Origin of the sequence: Paenibacillus sp. MDMC362 (assembly GCF_003269305.1) — a bacterium.
Taxonomy (GTDB): Bacteria; Bacillota; Bacilli; order Paenibacillales; family Paenibacillaceae; genus Paenibacillus_AQ.
This window is the reverse complement of record NZ_QLYT01000024.1, coordinates 66,569-86,254: the sequence shown is the minus strand read 5'-3', so window position 1 is coordinate 86,254 and position 19,686 is coordinate 66,569. Positions and strand designations below refer to the sequence as shown.

Here is a 19,686-nt window from a genome sequence, read left to right as displayed (position 1 = left end):
TTAGTATGGCAAATGACGGGACTATTTTATGCTCATCCGATGCATTCAGCATAAGGTCGTCATTGCAAGAAACCACAAAAAAACTTCTACCGAGAGACTCGGAGAAGTTAGATTGTAACCTATAAAAAGCCCCTTTTTCGCGGGAACCGTCCAATTATTACCTGCGAAAAAGGGGCGACTGTGTGCCTGATTTATGTTGTTATCTTGTATCAGACTTCCATAATGATCGGCAAGATCATCGGTCTGCGACGTGTTTGTTCATACAAGAAGCGTCCCAAAGCGTCTTTTACGCTGGTCTTCAGTGACGCCCATTCATTCACGTTTTCACTCATCAGCTTCTGAAGCGTGCTGGAAACGATACGGTTGGCTTCATCCAGAAGCCCTTCGGATTCACGTACGTATACGAATCCACGCGAAATAATATCAGGACCGGATACGATGGAACCGTTTTGCTTGCTCAAGGTAACGACAACGACCAGAATTCCGTCCTGGGACAGAAGCTTGCGATCGCGCAATACGATGTTTCCTACGTCACCAACGCCAAGTCCGTCAATCAGAACATTGCCAGCCGTTACTTTGCCGGCTTTGCGGGCCGAGCCGCCTTGAATTTCCACAATTTCACCGATATCAGTAATAAAGATGTTATCGGGATCAACACCAACGGACTCTGCTAGCAGAGCGTGACGGCGCTGCATCCGGTATTCGCCATGGACAGGGATGAAAAATTGCGGTTTCATCAAATTCAGCATCAGCTTGAGTTCTTCCTGGCTGCCGTGACCCGATACGTGGACACCCGAATTGGATCCACTATAAATCACGTCTGCTCCAAGACGGAACAACTCATCGATCGTACGGCCGACATATTTTTCATTACCTGGAACCGGCGTCGCTGCAATGATAACCGTATCCCCTGGCAGAATATCCACCTTGCGGTGAGTGGAACGTGCCATGCGTGTGAGCGCTGACATCGGCTCTCCTTGACTGCCTGTACACAATACGACAACCCTGTCGGCCGCCATTTTGTTAACCTCTTCAGGTTCGATCAGCATGCCGTCCGGAATGTACAAGTATCCAAGCTCAGAGGCAATGGACACCACGTTGACCATGCTCCTGCCGATCACCGTTATTTTGCGGCCCGTGGATTCGGCTGCGTTGACAACCTGTTGGATGCGGTGCACATTGGATGCAAACGTTGCAACAACCACCCGCTGCTCGGCCTTGCGGAAAATATCTTCCAGCACGATGCCCACGTTTTTCTCGGAAGGCGTGAAGCCTGGTCTTTCTGCGTTCGTACTGTCTGACAGAAGAGCCAATACTCCCTTGCTTCCGATCTCAGCCATACGCTGCAGATCCGCATATTGGTCATTTACCGGAGTATGGTCGAACTTAAAGTCTCCCGTATGCACAACATTGCCTTCCGGTGTTTCGATACAGATTCCGACGGAATCCGGAATACTGTGATTGGTCTTGAAGAAGGTCGCTTTCAATGTGTTTCCGAGTTGTACTTCCGAATCCGCATGGATCAGAATCCGTTTCGTCTCACCAAGCAAATTCGCTTCTCTGAGCTTGTTTTCCACGAGTCCGAGCGTCAATTTCGTTCCGTATACAGGAACATTCAAGTGTTTCAATACGTAAGGGAGGCCGCCGATATGGTCCTCGTGACCGTGAGTCAGCAAAATCCCTCTCACTTTGTCTCGATTCTCCGTTAAATAGCTAATATCAGGAATAACAATATCAATCCCAAGCATATCTTCTTCTGGGAACTTCAATCCCGCATCCACGACAACGATGTCATTGGCATATTGAATGACATACATGTTCTTCCCGATCTCACCGACGCCGCCCAAGGCAAAAATCGATAGTTTATCGTTGCTTATTTTCTTAGACAAATGTATCTAACCCTCCTATAGTTTTGGACGTCGTACCATTGTTATATTAATTTTCAAAAAAATACCGCACCCAGTCACTTGAATTCATTATACATGATGAAAAAGTGAAAACACAAGTCAACCACCTTCGTGAGCCATAGGATACCCAGAAACAGAAGGGTTTAAAACGAAGAAAGCCACGGCCTTCGTAGAAGGCCGTGGCTTGAGTATGGCGGGTGCGCAGGTTACAGGGAAGACAGCATCTTACGGATAAATGCAGCCTCATTCTCGCTAGGAGAAACGAGCGGCAGGCGGACGCCGCCAACCTGATAGCCCCGCTCATTCAGAGCGAATTTAACCGCCGCCGGGTTCGGAAGCGGGTCAGGACATTCAAACAGGCCTTTGAACAGCGGAAACAAGGATTGATGCAGCTTGGCAGCTTCCTTCACGTTTCCTTCCACATAAGCTTGGATCATATCCTTCATACGGGCGCCAGCGATATGGCTGGCCACGCTTACGATTCCGTAAGCACCAACGGCCAAGGCAGGCAGTGCGGCTGAATCGTCGCCTGAATATACGATAAACCCGTCAGGTGCCCCTGCCGCAATGCCCGTAACCTGGTCAATCGAAGCACATTCCTTGGTCGCAACGATGTTCGGTATTTCAGCCAGACGCAAGGTAGTGGCCGTGCTTAGGCTGATGCCCGTCCGTCCCGGTACGTTGTACAGCATGACAGGCAAGGAAGTAGCCTCAGCGATCGCCTTAAAGTGCTGGTAGAGCCCTTCCTGGTTCGGCTTATTATAATACGGAGCGACAAGCAAAATACCGTCAACGCCGCAGCTTTCCGCTTTTTTCGTCAATTCTGCAGAATGTGCCGTATCGTTGCTCCCGGTACCTGCGATGATCTTGCTCCGTCCATCCGCCTGCTTCACTGCGAACTTAAACAATTCTAGCTTTTCTTCTTCGCGAAGCGTTGGCGATTCGCCCGTTGTCCCTGCAATAACAAGGGAGTCCGACTTCTGTTCCACAATCAGGTGCTCAATCAATCTCGCAGTCTCGTCCCAATTGATCTCGCCGTTCTGATCAAATGGGGTTACCATAGCCGTAATTAATCTTCCGAAATCCACAATGATTCCTCCTTAAAGCTGTCCCTAACGGGCGAGCTTCCTTCGTAAGTAATCTTATATATTGTATTTCCTATCAAACGTTTAACGAACTGATCATCTCGGGTCTTATCGGTGAAGTTCGAATTTGTGATGCAAAGCGCGCAGCGCTTGAGCCATATCTTCTTTCTTCACAAGCACCCAGATCGTTGTGTTCGAATCTGCCGATTGGAGAATCGGAATATCGTGCTCGCTCAAGGATTCCACGATTTTGGCCATGATGCCCGGAACTCCGTTAATGCCCCCGCCAATGACGGATACCTTCGCACAGCCGGACAAGCTCTTTGGTTTCAAATTCAAGCTCTGCAGCACTTCAATCGCCTTCTCCGAATCGCTGTCAAATACCGTATAAAGGACTCCTGCAGGGGTAACATTAATAAAGTCCACGCTGATGGAATGTTCCGCCATCGATTTGAAAACCTTCAGCTGAAGACCTTCCATTCGATCGCACTCCACTGAGATTTGCGTAATATTGCTTACATAAGCAACTCCCGTCACAAAGCGGTCCACGATTCCGGATTGTATATCTCTGAAACCTTCCGGCTGGGTAACCAGTGTTCCCTCATTATCCGAGAAGGTTGACCTCACTCTGACCGGGATTTGGGATTGCATGGCAATCTCTACCGCTCGAGGGTGAATCACCTTGGCACCTTGATGAGCCATATTGCAAATCTCCGTATAACTTACATAGCTGAGCGGTTTCGCATCTTCCACGATGCGGGGATCCGCCGTAAGAATACCGTTGACATCCGTATAGATATCAACCATTTCGGCGCGAAGCGCGGCTCCAAGCGCGGTAGCTGACGTATCGCTTCCGCCTCTCCCCAGCGTCGTAAAGTCGCCCGAATCGGTCTGTCCTTGGAAACCTGTCACGATAACGACCTGATGAGACTCCAGCTCTTTCAAAACCCGTTCAGGTTTTACGTCCTTAATACGTGCATTTCCGAAGTGATCGTCTGTAAGAAATCCGGCTTGGGCACCCGTCAGCACCGTTGCGGTTATCCCTTCATGCTGAAGCAGACTGCACAGCGTTGTAGCTGAGATAATCTCACCGCAGCAGAGCAGCAAATCCCGCTCTCTGTCTGGAAGCGCGTTTCCATTCTGATCGATCCAGTCCAGAAGAGTATCTGTTGCGTAAGGCTCCCCACGGCGTCCCATAGCCGATACGACTACGACCAATTGGTAGTGGCTAGCCAGTTCGCGCTGGATGTGCCCAATAACATGGGTTCTTGCTTGCGGTGTGGATAATGAGGTGCCGCCGAATTTTTGAACTAAGATGCGCATAAAATATTCCTCCGTTTGTATATGCCCAGGAGACGTAAATTTCGGGCTGACCGACTGAAACGGCCGGCTACTAAGCCTGGCCGTTCCGTTTGTTGACGATGATTTCTGCGATTTGCACGGCATTCCATGCTGCACCCTTCAGGAGATTATCTGAAACGATCCACATGTTAAGTCCACGCTTATGTCCCAGATCGCGGCGAAGCCTTCCTACGAATACATCCGGTTTCCCCACGGCTTCCGTAGCAAGCGGATACGATTGTGCAGCTGGATCGTCAACCAGCGTAACACCGGGTGCATTCGACAGAAGTCGATGAACATCTTCCAGATCATAGTCATTCTTGAATTCAACGTACACGGATTCCGAATGCCCGCTAACGACTGGAATACGAACACAGGTAGCCGTCACTTCGATGGATTCGTCGCCCATAATTTTTTTGGTCTCACGGACCATCTTCATTTCTTCCAAGGTATAACCATTCTCTGTAAATTTATCGATCTGCGGAATCGCGTTAAAGGCGATTTGATGCTTCACAGGCAGCGATCCAACAGGTAAAATATCAGGCTGCACCTTTTGGCCGTCAAGAATCTCTTTGCTCTGGCGCAGCATTTCATCAATGGCTTGATGTCCGGCGCCAGAAACGGCTTGATAGGTTGAAACGATAATGCGGGATATGCCGTATTCGTCATGAAGCGGCTTCAGCGCTGCTACCATCTGAATCGTTGAGCAATTCGGGTTCGCAATAATACCGTTATGTTCATCAATCTTCTCAGGGTTAACTTCCGGCACGACAAGCACTTTATCCGGATCCATGCGGAATGCGTTGGTGTTATCGATGCATACCGCTCCATGGCGTACCGCATGTGGCGCAAGTGCCTTGCTCACATCGCCGCCCGCACTGAACAGCGCGATATCGATTCCTGCAAAACTGTCGGGGGTTGCTTCTTCCACAAGGATCGCTTGACCTTTGAAGTTCAATGCTTTACCGGCAGATCTTGCAGAGGACAACAGCTTTAACTGAGCAATCGGAAAATGACGCGACTCCAACAGCTTGAGAATCTGTTGCCCGACTGCGCCGGTTGCTCCAACAACGGCCACATTATAAAAATGCTCGTTCATCTGGCTAAACTCCCCTTCATGAATGAAACCGCGGCTGTCGCACATTTCTATGCTGCCCTTGTTTTACAAAAGGCTAAATCGCGGTTAATGCGAATATTCTACGATCATCGGCTGCAGCTGTTTCCCTTCCAGAGCCGCATAACATGCTTCCGGGATCAAATCCATTTTGGCGACAAGCGAATTAGGCTTCTGCTGCGGATTATCCTGTCCGTAAGGAACAAAATAAATGTTTTTCGTTACAAGCAGCTTAGCGATATTCGCCGCATTCAGCCCAAGGCCATCATTCGTAGAAATCGCCAGAACCAGCGGTCTGCAATTTCTCATCTGCGCCTTGGCTGCCATTAAAACAGGGCTGTCAGTCATTGCATTGGCCAGCTTGCTGGTCGTGTTTCCCGTGCATGGGGCGATAACCAGAACGTCAAGAAGCTTGGATGGACCTAACGGTTCCGCCTCCACAATTGTAGAAATAATATCATTCCCGGTTATATCTTTCAACTGTTTCTGCCAATTCTCCGATGTGCCGAATCGGGTATCGGTTGTCATGATGGTGCTGGACACAATCGGCACCACATTTGCTCCTCCATCTTTGAACCGCTGGATCTGCGGCATCACTTCTTCAAGCGTGCAGTGCGATCCTGTCAGGGCATAACCCACTGTTATTCCATTCCAATTCATCTACGCATCCCCCCGAATCTTGATTTCTTCAGAAATCAGCTCCACCAGCGTGTTGGCCATAATGATGCCGGCTGTTTTTGGAGCCACGATTCCGGGTAGTCCGGGTGCGAGCATGGCTTTGATACCCCGTTTTTCAGCATAGCGAAAATCGCATCCGCCAGGTGCGGAGGCAAGGTCGATGATGACTGCCTCCCGAGGCATTTTCGAGATGATTTGTGCTGTGACTATCATAGTTGGAATCGTGTTAAAAAGCAAGTCAATATCCGACACATAAGAACCCAGATCCCTTACCAGGAAGGGCTTCCAGCCCATTTCCTCCGCTCTGGCATAGTGCTCCGATTTGCGTACGCCCATCCGAATTTTGGCACCAAGCCCTTGCAGGCTGCGAGCCATGGTGAACCCTGTCCGTCCCATGCCAAGCACCATGCTGGTTGATCCATGAATCGTAAAATCCGTGTTTTGGATCGCCATCATCAGCGCTCCTTCCGCTGTCGGAATGGAATTATAGATGGCTACATCGTCCCTCTCCAAAATCTCTACCAGCTTGATCTTATATTTGTCACATAGCGAGCGTAAATAGGGTTTCGCCATGCCTGTATAGATCACTCCATGTCCGGGCATCGCTGCGATATGTTCCTCCTGCAATCGCAATGGCCCTTCTGAGAACAGCGCGCTGACACGTCCCTCGTCATCACATCCCACGACAGGGAGGATCAGAGCATCGGCATTCGATAACAGCTCTGGCGTGAGCGGCTCGCGAGTCACTCCCTGAAAAGAATCCTGCAATTTCTCAAACCCGGCGATCATGACGGAGGCATCCATCTCAGCGCATTTTCGTATGACCTCAATTTGCCTTGCGTCTCCTCCAACAAAGACGGTCCGGACTCCAGTCAGCATGGAAGGCCTCGCTCCTTTCTTCTAACCAACGTATAAACCATCTTATGCCGCCGCCTATAGGGTGGTGAGCGCATTTCAATTAAACTACCGCCTTAACGCAATAAATACCGCTATGAAGGACGAAGCCGGATCCGGATCCATTTAGCGTGAACGCTGACGCAAAAAACACCGCCCGGCTTGGCCGGAGCGGTGTTTTTTTGTAAAACGATGATGATACCGATAACTGTTCCATGATTGGGTTTACTTGCCGGTATGACCGAATCCGCCTGCACCCCGTACGGTGTCGGACAACTCGTCAACTTCCATGAATTCTACTGCCGGAACGGTTTTGAACACCATCTGGGCAATGCGTTCATTACGCTCAATCGCAAAGGGCTCTTGTCCCAAATTCACCAGAAGCACCTTCACTTCCCCGCGATAATCGGCATCAATCGTACCTGGAGAATTCAGGCAGGTAATTCCATGCTTGTAAGCCAGTCCGCTGCGCGGGCGGATTTGAGCTTCAAGCTCGGCTGGCATGGCAATCGCAAAACCGGTCGGGATTAATTGGCGCTCGCCCGGGTTCAAAACCACCGGCTCCGCAACTGCTGCGTGCAGGTCAAAGCCTGCCGCCAGCTCGGACATTTTCACGGGAAGTTTGACATCTTCATTACCTGGCAATCTATTGATTTGAACGTAGTGCAACAAATTCATTCCTCCTAAGTACATTCAGTGCTTTATCTGAAGTTCCAACCATCGCTAGTGCATATGGAGTCCCAAACATACGGTCAAGAACCGCATCGACATCCTTCATGTCCACCTGTTCAATCCGCTTAATGATTTCATCCAGGCTGAAATGACGGCCCAGCATCAGTTCGTTCTTACCCAAGCGATTCATGCGGCTGCTTGTGCTTTCCAAGCTTAGAATGAGACTGCCCTTCAGTTGTTCCTTCCCTTTGCGCAGCTCTTCCTCCGTCATCCCGTTCTGTGCCAGATCATGCAGCATTTCCGTCGTCAGCTGAAGGACTTCCTTGGTCTGCTTGGGCGCTGTACCCGCATAAATGGTGAACATCCCGTTATCTGCGTGTGAACTATGATATGAATATACCGAGTATGCCAGTCCGCGCTTCTCCCGGATTTCCTGAAACAAGCGAGAACTCATGCCGCCGCCAATGGCGTTATTCAACAGGACCATTGCATACTGAAGCTCGTCCCCGATGGAGCAGCCGGGAAACGACATGCAGATATGATTCTGTTCTGTTTTCTTCTTACGGAACTGAACACCGTCCAAAAAGGCGGGCACGGCCAGCGGCTCGGAGCTGCCGTGATTGGCAAAACCGCCAAAATGACGCTCCAATAATTCAATCACATCATTATTGATGTTGCCTGCCAGAGCGATTACCGTATTCTCAATGGTATAGTGTTTATCCATGTAAGCTCTCAGCGCTTGTGAATCCATCGATTCAAGCCGTTCCTTCGTACCCAGAATCGGATAAGCCAGCGGGTGATCGCCGTAAGCCGACAACGACATCAGGTCATGCACCAGATCATCCGGCGTATCCTCATACATCGCGATCTCTTCCAGAATGACGTTCTTCTCTTTGGCTAACTCGCCCGCATCCAGCTTCGAGTTGAAGAACATGTCGGACAGTACGTCAACCGCAATCGGAAAATGCTCATCCAGCACTTTGGCGTAATAACACGTGTATTCCTTAGACGTAAAAGCATTGACGTTGCCGCCGATGGCATCAAATTCCTCAGCAATGGCACGGGCGTCAAAGCGCTCCGTCCCTTTGAACATCATATGCTCTATAAAATGCGTAATCCCGTTAATGTCCTCCGATTCATTGCGGGATCCGGTCTTCACCCAAATACCGAATGAAACCGAACGACTTGTCGGGATTTGCTCCATAACCACTCTTAGGCCGTTAGACAATTGTATTTTTTTCACGAGGGCCCCCCTAACTGTTCCATCCAGGCTCACATTAGCTGATTACCAGCCTCATGCCATCCATTCATTCTATCAAACTTTACCATGCGGCTCAACTTCCTTTCGGCATGATTCGCTCAGGAGAAAGCGTCTGGCTAACGGTTCCTATTTCCAGCCCTTTGGCACGTATTCCGTCAATCATTCCCTTTAACGCCTGGGACGAGGAATCGGTGGGATGCATCAAAATCAGGAAACCCGGCTCCACCTTGGTGGAGATCTTCTGAACGACTGCATCCGGTGCAGGATGCTTCCAATCAACCGTATCGAGTGTCCATAGGACCGTCTTTAATCCCCTTGCCTTGGCGATGGATACGGTCTGCTGATTAAAATCGCCGGAAGGCGGAGCAAACCATTTGTTCTCTACGCCCAAACTTTCTTTGAGCAGATCCTGCGTCTTCGCAATTTCCAGCTCCGCCCGATCCCTGCTGAGACGGCTCATGTTCGGATGCGTATAGGCATGATTCTCCACCTCATGACCTCGTTTCAGAATTTCACCGGCAAGCTCCGGGTTCTTCTTCAACCAGCTCCCATCCAGGAAAAAGGTCGTCTTCACCTTCTCCGCATCCAGCGTGTCCAGCATCGGCACCAGAAATTCATTCCCCCAGGCCACGTTAATCATCAGCGATACCATCGGCTTGTTGGGGTTTCCGCGATAGATTGGTTGATCTCCAAGATCATTCAGCGTTACTTTGGCCGGAATTTGCCGGTACACGAAAGGGATGGCTTCCCCGGCTTTTCGCTTTTTTGACGATGCTGCTTGGTATGTAGCCTCAATATCGATTTCGAGTCCGTTATAACCGGGTATCGCTTTCCACACGGAGTCTACCCTGGCATCCACCGGCTCGATTCGTGACTTCGCTGCCGCGGCTTCGATTTGACTCAATAAATCCAGGTCTACCGCCCTCTCTGAACCGCCAACAAACTGCGCCTCCGGTTTATTCTGCAGTCCCGAAATATATCCCCAGGCCCCGCTGAACACAGCAACAGCCGACACCATTACGGCACCGGTTAGCAGCACGACCATCTTTTTTCCATTCATGGGCATATCCACCCTCCCCTTGAGAAGCTTTGTCCCATTTTATGTAGGTTCAGGTGGAAATATGTACCGTAAAGTGGTGGCGTCATGATTAAAAAAAGAGCCAGAATAATAGGTTCTGCCTCTTTTCCTTCCATCTATATGCTGTTAAACAAACAAAGCGCGGATTAAGACCCGCTCTTGTTTGTTTCTGCAGTCAAAACCGCTTTGCGAGACAGGTTAATCCGCCCTTGCTGGTCGATTTCGGTAACCTTCACGGTAATGACGTCACCGATAGCAACCACGTCCTCAACCTTCGCTACACGCTCAGTCGAGAGCTGGGAGATATGAACTAGCCCGTCTTTGTTAGGCAGGATTTCAACAAATGCACCGAATTTCTCAATCCGTTTTACAGTACCTGTGTAGATTTCGCCAACAGCTACCTCACGCACAATGCCTTCGATAATCGAAAGAGCTTTCTTGTTCATCTCATCGTTGGAGGATGCAATAAACACGCGGCCGTCTTGCTCGATATCGATTTTCACGCCGGTTTCTTCGATGATTTTGTTGATGATCTTGCCGCCGGCACCGATTACATCACGAATTTTGTCCGGATTGATCTGCATCGTAATAATCTTAGGCGCATATTGGGATAACGTTTCTCTTGGCTTTTGAATGGCTTCTGCCATTTTTCCAAGGATATGCATCCGTCCTTCTTTGGCCTGCTGCAGTGCTTCCTGCAAAATCGCGCGGTCAATACCGTCGATCTTGATATCCATCTGAATGGCGGTAACCCCGTCAGGTGTCCCTGCAACCTTAAAGTCCATGTCGCCGAGATGGTCTTCCATCCCTTGAATATCGGTCAAGATGGAAACATGATCTCCGTCTTTGATCAAGCCCATCGCCACGCCGGCTACAGGTGCTTTGATCGGTACCCCTGCATCCATCATAGCAAGCGTGCTTGCACAAATGCTTGCTTGAGAAGTCGAACCGTTCGATTCGATAACTTCAGACACGAGGCGAATCGTGTACGGGAATTCCACTTCATTCGGAATGACCTTCGACAGTGCACGTTCTCCGAGTGCGCCGTGACCAATTTCACGACGGCCTGGAGCGCGAAGCGGACGAGCTTCCCCTACGCTGAACGGCGGGAAGTTGTAATGGTGCATGAAACGCTTGGTCTCTTCCAGATCGATTCCATCGAGAATCTGCACATCACCTAGAGCACCTAGTGTACATACGCTAAGAGCCTGGGTTTGTCCACGTGTAAACAGACCGGAACCATGCGTTCTAGGCAGCAGGCTGGTATCGCAATCGATAGGGCGGATCTCCGACAGACCACGACCGTCCGGACGAACCTTGTCATGCGTGATCAAACGTCGAACTTCTTCCTTCACGATATCGTGAAGCACCTCTTTAACATCCTTCAACAACTCAGGCGTCTCGATATACTTCTCTTCAAATACGGTGTAGGCTTCATCATTGATAGCGTCAATCGCATCCTGGCGAGCATGTTTCTCCTCAATGCGAACCGCTTCAACAAGACGAGCTTCGGCGAAATCGCGAACTTCACGATTCACCGTTTCATTGACCGCATGAAGTTTAACCGCCATTTTCTCTTTACCGCAAGCGGCTACGAGTTCTTCGATCTTGGCTACGATTTTCTTGATTTCCTCATGCCCGAACATGATTGCTTCCAGCATGACTTCCTCAGGAACTTCGTTCGCTTCGGCTTCAACCATCATGATCGCATCTTTGGTGCCAGCGACGACCAGATAGATATCACTTGCTTCCTGCTCGGCAATATTCGGGTTCACCACGAATTTGCCATCAACGCGACCAACCGCTACGCCTCCGATCGGGCCGTTAAAAGGCACATCCGAGATGCTCAAGGCAGCGGAAGTACCGATCATTGCCGCGATTTCCGGCTCGCAATCCTGATCTACGCTCATCACGAGATTCAGAACCTGCACATCATTACGGAAGCCTTCAGGGAACAACGGACGAATCGGACGGTCTGTCAGACGGCTGGCAAGAATTGCTTTCTCGCTTGGTCTGCCTTCGCGTTTGATGAATCCACCCGGAATTTTACCGACTGCGTACAAACGCTCCTCATAGTTGACCGTCAATGGAAAGAAATCCAAATCCTTCGGTTCACTGGAAGCTGTCACTGTACACAGGACTGCCGTTTCGCCGTAACGAACCATCACAGCCGCATTTGCCTGCTTCGCAAGGCGCCCTGTTTCGAACACGAGGGGTCTTCCGCCAAGCTGCATTTCAACACGTGTTTCCATGTAATCCCTCCTCATGGGGATAAATTTTTTTGAAATCTTCTTCTACCATCAGCATGTCTTTTGCAAAACACTGTCCACATTTCCTAACCAGAGCCATCCAAACGGTCGAAATCGCAAACCTATGTACAGGAACAACCCGAACCGTATAGAACATTCTCCGTATAGATTGCCCCTGGTTACCATTGAGCGAAATTTAGCGAACAGACCACGCCTACAATCTATAAAGATCTATATTAAGATAACCCCACAAAGTGGAGTTTAGGCTATGAAGCGTACGCAGTACTTTGTGGGGAAGCTCGATAACGGTAAATTGTACAATACTTAGAAAATAGCCCGGCTGTGCCGCTGTCGTTCCAAGAAGGACAGTGGACAACCAGGCTGTTTTCGGCACATCTTATGGATGATTAGCGACGCAATCCAAGCTTCTCGATCAAAGCACTGTAACGTTTAACATCCTTGTTTTTCAAGTATGCAAGCAACTTACGGCGTTGGCCGACCATTTTCAGCAATCCACGACGGGAATGATGATCCTTCTTGTGAGTACGCAAGTGGTCAGTCAAGTTCGTAATGTTTTCCGTTAGGATAGCGATTTGCACCTCTGGAGATCCTGTATCGGACTCATGAGTTTTGTGCTCGTCAATCAGTTGTTGTTTACGCTCTTGAGTTAATGCCATCCTGTTCACCTCCCTCATTATAATCGCCATTGGCCCAGGTACCGACGGTGAGATCGAACATCCAAGCCAAGGTTAAAATCGCCAAATCTTCAGGCGACCTCTAAGAGTATAGCATACTTTACCTGAAAAAGAAAATCCGTTTGCGAACAATTTGTCCCAGGCCCTTTATTCACTGACTTTCAATATTTTGCGGGCCTCGACGGCATCTCGCTGAATCCATTCCACAAGCTCCTGAACCGATTCGAATTTATGCTCCTTGCGGATATATTGAACGATATCCACCGTCATGATCTGATCATACAGATCCCCTTCAAAATCGAACAGATGGACCTCAAAGATCGGTTCTGTAATCCCTTCGTGGAACGTCGGCTTCACGCCGATGTTCATGACGCCCGGAATCCAATCGTGATGCTTATCCGTGCGAGCACGGACGGCATAGACGCCTAATGCAGGCGCCACGAACGGATCCGTCAATTCCAGATTCGCAGTAGGAAACCCGATCTTTCTTCCCCGCTTCTCCCCATGAATGACCGTGCCGCGGATATGGTAATTCCGTCCGAGCCAGCGGTTTGCATCCGACAGCTGTCCTGTTTTCAAAGCAATCCGTATGGATGAACTTCCTACCTTCTCGCCATCGACCAGGAACGGCGGAACCGTAACAACAGACATTCTGCCTTCGCCGAGTTCCTGAAGTTTGACCGCGTCACCGGCGCCTTTATGGCCGAACCGAAAATCAAATCCGACAACCGCCGTTTGCAGATTCAAGGGTAACAGCATTTCTTCAACAAACGTTTCCGGACTCACCTGGGAGAATTCCTTATTGAACTCGACAACGTACAAAATATCGATGCCCATTGCCTCAAGCAGCTGCTGCTTGTCAGGCTGAGGCGTCAGATATCCCTCATAGCTACCTTTACCAATGACGTCTTTCGGATGAGGATAAAAGGTAATGAGTGCAGCCGGCACTCCATTCTCCCGCGCAATATTAACAGCCGTCGAAAGCACACTGGCATGTCCCAGGTGAAGACCGTCAAACTGGCCGATTGCAGCTACCTTCGGCTCGGCAGCTTCTCGTACAATATCAGAAGATACAGGATAAGATAAAGAAACAACCCTCATGCTTACTCACCTCCACTCACTAAATCCGGTCGTGCTTAGGAAAATACTTTCACAGGAACGATAGCCCCTGTCTCCTCTTGCCGCTTATAGATTCCCAGAAAGTTTTCCTTTATATCATACAAACGAATAGGCTCCGAGCTGTCAACCGGCGGCTCCACCGCTCTTGAGGACAAGCGCTGTCCTTGCAGGGCAGCATCGGTTTTTTCTTCAGAAACCGTATGTTTCGGCAGATAATCAATCGCTTGATCCACGGGAATAAGCCGGGTGTGAAGCATATCGTCCTTCATGAACTGCTCAATTTGCTCCAGGGTTAAGCACTGCTCCTCCGTGATTCCCGCTGATACTGTGCGTACCAGCTTAACCATGACAGATGGCACGCCGAGCTTCTTCCCGATATCCACGCAAAGCGTGCGGATGTATGTACCTTTGGAGCATAATACGCGGAAAGAAATTTCCGTATAATCCCCTTCAGCATCAAAATCCGTCATTTCGATTTCATGAATCGTTACCGTCCGGCTCTTGCGTTCCACCGTCTTCCCTTCTCTGGCAAGCTCGTATAATCGTTTACCATTGATTTTGACAGCGGAAAACATGGGCGGGATCTGCGGGATCTGGCCTGTAAAAGATTGGAGCGCTTCAAGCGCTTCCTCCCTTGTCACATGAACATCCTCTGCCGTCTCCACTACATTCCCGGTAATATCTTCGGTATCCGTCGAATATCCGAGGCGGAGGACCGCATGATACTCTTTTGGCAGTTCCTGCAGATATTCCACAACTCGTGTGGCTCTACCCAAACATAACGGAAGCACACCCGTTACTTCGGGGTCCAGCGTGCCCGTATGTCCGATTCGCTTCAAACGAACCATTCCCCGAACTTTCGCGACCACATCGTGGGATGTCCAACCTGCCGGCTTGTGAACGGCCAAGATGCCTTCTAATTGTGTCATAGCTTTAATCTCACCTGCTCTATTACTCTAGGGATGATATCATGAAGCGAGCCTTCAATGCTGCAACCGGCTGCCCGTACATGGCCGCCTCCTCCAAATATTTGGGCTAATGCCGCCACATCCACTTTTCCGGCTGAACGCAAACTCGCCTTGACTATTCCGGACTTCAGCGATTTGAACAGAATGCCGACTTCAACTCCCTGAATGTTGCGGGGGTAATTGACAATTCCCTCGAGATCCTCGCTAACGGCGCCGCATAATTCCATAAACTCAGGCGTCACGTATACCCAGGCTATTTTGCCGTCATCCGACAGGCTTAACGTGTTTAACGCTTGAACCAGCACCTTCATCTGTGGAAGCGTCATTTCCTCCAGTAACGTTTCCGCAATTTCGGGTCCATTGACGCCGTAGGACAACAGATCGGAAGCAACACTCATGACCTTGGGCGATGTATTCGAATAACGAAAACCGCCGGTATCCGTTAACAATCCCGTATATATCGCTGTTGCAATATCGGCATCCCAGTTTACTTCAAACAAATTCAGCAAATCATAAAGGATTTCAGCGGTTGCTGCCGCTTCCGGCACGACCAGGTTGACGGCTCCATAACGATCATTCGTTGGATGATGGTCAATATTAACGATGCTTGCATGATCGGCAAATACCTGTTTCGTATAGCCTACTCTAGCAAAATCCGCACAATCCACACAAATGACGTGTGAGAACGTTCTTCCAGGATGCTGTTCAGACAGATTGAGAATGTCTTCTGCATGCCACAACATTTTCATGCGTTTTGGAATGGGCCCCTCATTGATCATCGTGAATTTCTTGCCCAGACATGAGAGAAGCCAGCCCACCGCTAGGGTGGAACTGACTGCATCTCCATCGGGCTGAACATGCGACACAACCAAATAATCATCGTGCTCCAGCAGGTATGACTTCACCTGCTGCAGCTCTTGTTCATAGGTCTGCATTCGCCCTCTCCTTTATAAAAAACGAACTACTCTATTTCTCTTCGCGATCCACGATTTCGGTCAGCAGCTTCTCAATATGGCTGCCGTACGCAATGGAATCATCGAATTTGAAGATCAGCTCCGGCACATGCCGGAGTCGAATCCGCTTGCCCAGCTCGGAGCGGAGAAAACCGCTTGCCTTCTCCAACCCTTTTAAGGAAGCCGCCTTCTGCTCGTCGTCGCCGAGCACGCTCAGGTACACCTTCGCTTGAGACAGGTCATTTGTAACATCAACACCGGTCACTGTAATGAAACCGATTCTTGGGTCTTTCATCTCCGTTTGGATCAGTTGGCTGAGCTCTTTTTTAATCTGCTCGCCTACGCGCCCAGTTCTGATTTTTGCCATGGTCTGATCACCTCATTCGTTAGCGCTCTACCGTCTCCATGATGAAGGCTTCGATTACGTCTCCTTCTTTGACGTCGCTATAGCTTGCCAAGGTAATACCGCACTCATAACCCTGTGCCACTTCTTTAGCGTCATCTTTAAAGCGCTTGAGGGAATCGATCTTGCCTTCATGAACGACAATGCCGTCACGGATCAAGCGAACTTCTGCGTTACGCGCAATTTTACCGGATGTCACCATACATCCTGCAATCGTACCCACTTTGCTCACTTTAAAGGTGTTGCGGACTTCCGCATGACCGATCACGGTTTCTTTGTACTCCGGATCGAGCATCCCCTTCATAGCTTGCTCAATTTCCTCGATTACATTATATATTACACGGTGCAGACGAATATCAACCTTTTCCTGCTCGGCGGTTTGCTTCGCTTGAACGTCCGGACGAACGTTAAAGCCGATAACAATCGCGTTGGAAGCAGCGGCCAAAATAATATCGGATTCCGTGATTGCCCCGGCACCGCTGTGGATAATTTTGACGCGAACGCCTTCCACCTCGATTTTGTTCAAGGAACCTTTCAGCGCCTCAACAGAACCTTGTACGTCACCTTTGATAATCACGTTAAGATCTTTAATCTCACCGTCTTTAATGTGTTGGAACAGATCATCCAGCGTCACACGGGTATTTGTGTTCAACTCGGATTGACGATGGGTAATCGCACGCTTATCAGCGATATTGCGCGCTTTACGCTCATCTTCAAACACCATAAACGGATCGCCGGCGCCTGGAACTTCAGTCAAACCGGTAATTTCAACCGGAGTTGAAGGACCCGCTTCTTTTAATCGACGGCCTTTATCGTTCACCATCGCACGAATACGTCCAAAGCAGTTACCCGCTACGAAGGCGTCGCCCACTTTCAATGTACCATGTTGAACGAGAATGCGTGCTACCGGGCCTCTGCCTTTATCCAGCTCAGCCTCAATAACAGTACCGCGTGCGCGTTTGTCAGGGTTCGCTTTATATTCATTCACTTCTGCTACCAGAAGAATCATTTCAAGCAAGTCTTCCAGACCCATCCGCTGTTTCGCCGAAACGTTAACGAAGATGGTGTCTCCGCCCCACTCTTCAGGCACTAACTCGTATTCCGTCAATTCTTGTTTGACTTTATCCGGGTTAGCATCAGGTTTATCGATTTTGTTTACGGCAACGATGATCGGCAAGCCTGCAGCTTTCGCATGGTTAATCGCCTCGACCGTCTGTGGCATCACGCCGTCGTCAGCCGCAACCACGATGATCGTCATATCCGTTACTTGCGCACCACGGGCACGCATAGCCGTAAACGCTTCGTGGCCTGGCGTATCCAGGAACGTAATCTTCTTGTTATTGATCTCGACCTGATAAGCACCGATATGCTGCGTAATACCGCCAGCTTCTCCACTCGATACATTCGTGGAACGGATCGCATCAAGCAGCGTCGTTTTACCGTGGTCGACGTGACCCATGATGGTAACGACCGGCGGACGATCTTTCAGTTCTTCCGGAGCATCGTTTTCTTCAACGGTCTCAAAACGATCTTCCTCAACCGGAATTTTCACTTCGACTTCAACACCGAATTCGCCAGCGAGCAATAGAATCGTATCGATATCCAGCTCCTGGTTGATGGTGGCCATCACGCCGAGGAAAATCAGCTTCTTGATGACTTCGGAAGCGTCCTTGTGAAGCAGCTTCGCCGTTTCACCGACGGTCATGTTGCCACGGACGATAATTTTCTTCGGCGTGTTGTCGATTTTCTCACGAGGCGGCTGCTGATTGTGTTGATTCCGGCCACGGTTGTTCTTTCCGCCGCGATTGTTGCCACGGAATCCACCTTGACGGTTGTCATCAAAACGCTTGGAGTCTGAACGATTGTTGTTGTTATTGTTGTTTCTGGAACCGCGGTTCTGGCTGTTACCGTTGTTGTTATTGGAGCTTGTGAATCCGCCTCCGGTTCCACCCGGCTTGCTCTGTGGACGTGCTCCGCCTTGGTTGTTGCTGCCCTGCGGACGCGATCCACCTTGATTACTGCCTTGCGGACGTGCTCCGCCTTGACCGCCGCCCTGAGGACGTGATCCGGTCTGCGTGCTGCCGCCTGGTCTCGATGCTTGGCTACGATTGTTCTGCTGGCTTCCTTGTGTGGAGCCAGACGGGTTTCTTCGGGTATCCTGTCCTCCTTGGGGACGCTGGGAACCTGAAGCATTCTGTGTGTTTTGATTCGTTCTACTATTCATACCTACCTGCTTTTCCTGTTGTTTTTTGGGCTGGCTTTGACCTTGTTGTCCTGTTGCTCTCTGTCCTGAATTACGCATACCGTCCTGCCCATTACGGTTGCCTTCTGCACTTACGCTAGCGGAAGTGCCTTCTGTTCTTGCATTGGATACAGTTGCAGCCGCATTGGCTCCGGCAACCGCTGGTTTACGATTCTCGGTTCGGGAAGCGTCACCACTATCCCGCTTGGCTGCTGCATTCGATTTGATATCTTTAAAGAACTGCTCGACCTTGGACACCGTATCGTTTTCCATTACGCTCATATGGTTATTGACCGGAACGTTCAAACGTTTAAGGATCGTGATAATTTCTTTACTGCTCATGTTCAACGATTTAGCATATTCGTATACTCGAAGTTTATTGTCTTTGTTTTCCTGTTTACTCAATATACTCCACCTCCGACATTGTCTCCAGTTTCTTGGAGATCATTTCTGCGAATCCTTGATCCGTAACGGCCAGCACAACCCGCTCGGGTTTACCTACACTTGTGCCCAGACTTTCCCGGTCAAATCCGATTACCAGAGGGATATTGTAAGAACCGCATTTATCGCGGATCTTCTTTGTTGTATTCACTGAGGCGTCACCCGCCAGAATAACCAATTTTGCTTCAGAAGACCGGATGGCTTTGAGCACGATCTCATCCCCGGTAACCACCTTACCTGCCCTCATGGCCAGGCCGAGCTGAGAAAGCGCCCTATTCATCATCGGCAGCACTCTCTTTTGCAGCCAGGAATTCATCTTCCACCTTGATGAAATCCTGTGCCAACTGTTCATAGATCTCAGGCTTCACATGTTGTTTCAACGCGCGATCCAGTGCTTTATTTTTGTGTGCCAGCTTGAAGCAGGAAACTTTACCGCATAAATACGCTCCCCGTCCCGACTTTTTGCCGGTGAGATCGATCAGGACAGCATCCTCGGGAGTCCTAACAATCCGGATAAGCTCTTTCTTCGGCATCATTTCCTGACACGCTACACATTTACGCAGCGGTATCTTTCTCTGTTTCAAGA

At 49.7% G+C, this 19,686-nt stretch carries 18 protein-coding genes; all 18 read right to left on the bottom strand.

The window, feature by feature from the left end:
* Positions 1-209: 209 nt before the first annotated feature.
* The 18 genes from DP091_RS12850 to rnpM all read right to left on the bottom strand — a co-directional run bounded on the left by DP091_RS12850 (position 210) and on the right by rnpM (position 19,684).
* The gene (locus DP091_RS12850; RefSeq protein WP_113058670.1) at positions 210-1,889 is read right to left on the bottom strand and encodes a ribonuclease J; all 1,680 of its coding nucleotides are present in this window, start codon (positions 1,887-1,889) and stop codon (positions 210-212) included.
* Positions 1,890-2,113: 224 nt separating this feature from the next.
* Positions 2,114-2,995: a 4-hydroxy-tetrahydrodipicolinate synthase gene (dapA, locus tag DP091_RS12845; protein WP_113058669.1), complete on the bottom strand. Its 882-nt coding sequence runs from the start codon at positions 2,993-2,995 to the stop codon at positions 2,114-2,116.
* Between the two features lie 105 nt (positions 2,996-3,100).
* Positions 3,101-4,315: an aspartate kinase gene (gene dapG, locus DP091_RS12840; RefSeq protein ID WP_113058668.1), complete on the bottom strand. Its 1,215-nt coding sequence runs from the start codon at positions 4,313-4,315 to the stop codon at positions 3,101-3,103.
* 70 nt (positions 4,316-4,385) lie between these two features.
* Positions 4,386-5,432 (bottom strand): aspartate-semialdehyde dehydrogenase, encoded by a 1,047-nt coding sequence (locus DP091_RS12835; RefSeq protein ID WP_113058667.1) that lies wholly within the window; start codon positions 5,430-5,432, stop codon positions 4,386-4,388.
* An 84-nt stretch (positions 5,433-5,516) separates the two neighbouring features.
* Entirely contained in the window at positions 5,517-6,107 is a 591-nt protein-coding gene (locus tag DP091_RS12830) for a dipicolinate synthase subunit B (protein ID WP_071220129.1), read from the bottom strand.
* On the bottom strand, positions 6,108-7,004 hold the full coding sequence (gene dpsA / locus DP091_RS12825) for a dipicolinate synthase subunit DpsA (protein WP_071220128.1): 897 nt from the start codon (positions 7,002-7,004) through the stop codon (positions 6,108-6,110).
* A 240-nt stretch (positions 7,005-7,244) separates the two neighbouring features.
* Entirely contained in the window at positions 7,245-7,691 is a 447-nt protein-coding gene (gene dut, locus DP091_RS12820) for a dUTP diphosphatase (RefSeq protein WP_181469793.1), read from the bottom strand.
* Positions 7,666-8,934, bottom strand: coding sequence for a M16 family metallopeptidase (locus DP091_RS12815; protein ID WP_113058666.1), 1,269 nt, complete (start codon positions 8,932-8,934; stop codon positions 7,666-7,668). The genes dut and DP091_RS12815 overlap by 26 nt, the downstream gene beginning before the upstream one ends.
* Positions 8,935-9,025: 91 nt before the next feature.
* Entirely contained in the window at positions 9,026-10,018 is a 993-nt protein-coding gene (locus DP091_RS12810) for a polysaccharide deacetylase family protein (RefSeq protein WP_113058665.1), read from the bottom strand.
* A 158-nt stretch (positions 10,019-10,176) separates the two neighbouring features.
* A complete protein-coding gene (gene pnp / locus DP091_RS12805; protein WP_113058664.1) occupies positions 10,177-12,282 on the bottom strand; it encodes a polyribonucleotide nucleotidyltransferase in 2,106 nt (701 codons plus the stop codon).
* Between the two features lie 404 nt (positions 12,283-12,686).
* On the bottom strand, positions 12,687-12,956 hold the full coding sequence (gene rpsO, locus DP091_RS12800; protein WP_006211281.1) for a 30S ribosomal protein S15: 270 nt from the start codon (positions 12,954-12,956) through the stop codon (positions 12,687-12,689).
* A gap of 165 nt (positions 12,957-13,121) precedes the next feature.
* The gene (locus tag DP091_RS12795) at positions 13,122-14,075 is read right to left on the bottom strand and encodes a bifunctional riboflavin kinase/FAD synthetase (protein ID WP_113058663.1); all 954 of its coding nucleotides are present in this window, start codon (positions 14,073-14,075) and stop codon (positions 13,122-13,124) included.
* A gap of 35 nt (positions 14,076-14,110) precedes the next feature.
* Positions 14,111-15,022 carry a tRNA pseudouridine(55) synthase TruB gene (gene truB, locus DP091_RS12790; RefSeq protein WP_113058662.1) on the bottom strand — a complete coding sequence of 304 codons (912 nt, stop codon included), beginning with the start codon at positions 15,020-15,022 and terminating at the stop codon, positions 14,111-14,113.
* Positions 15,019-15,996 carry a DHH family phosphoesterase gene (locus DP091_RS12785; protein WP_113058661.1) on the bottom strand — a complete coding sequence of 326 codons (978 nt, stop codon included), beginning with the start codon at positions 15,994-15,996 and terminating at the stop codon, positions 15,019-15,021. Before DP091_RS12785 ends, truB begins: the two co-directional genes overlap by 4 nt.
* A 31-nt stretch (positions 15,997-16,027) precedes the next feature.
* Positions 16,028-16,381, bottom strand: a complete 354-nt coding sequence (gene rbfA, locus DP091_RS12780; RefSeq protein ID WP_071220121.1) for a 30S ribosome-binding factor RbfA — start codon at positions 16,379-16,381, stop codon at positions 16,028-16,030.
* Positions 16,382-16,400: 19 nt separating this feature from the next.
* Complete coding sequence (gene infB, locus DP091_RS12775; RefSeq protein ID WP_113058660.1) at positions 16,401-19,064, bottom strand: translation initiation factor IF-2; 2,664 nt, start codon at positions 19,062-19,064, stop codon at positions 16,401-16,403.
* Complete coding sequence (locus tag DP091_RS12770; RefSeq protein WP_181469797.1) at positions 19,057-19,380, bottom strand: YlxQ family RNA-binding protein; 324 nt, start codon at positions 19,378-19,380, stop codon at positions 19,057-19,059. The genes infB and DP091_RS12770 overlap by 8 nt, the downstream gene beginning before the upstream one ends.
* Complete coding sequence (rnpM, locus tag DP091_RS12765) at positions 19,373-19,684, bottom strand: RNase P modulator RnpM (protein WP_053492673.1); 312 nt, start codon at positions 19,682-19,684, stop codon at positions 19,373-19,375. The genes DP091_RS12770 and rnpM overlap by 8 nt, the downstream gene beginning before the upstream one ends.
* Positions 19,685-19,686 lie beyond the last annotated feature (2 nt).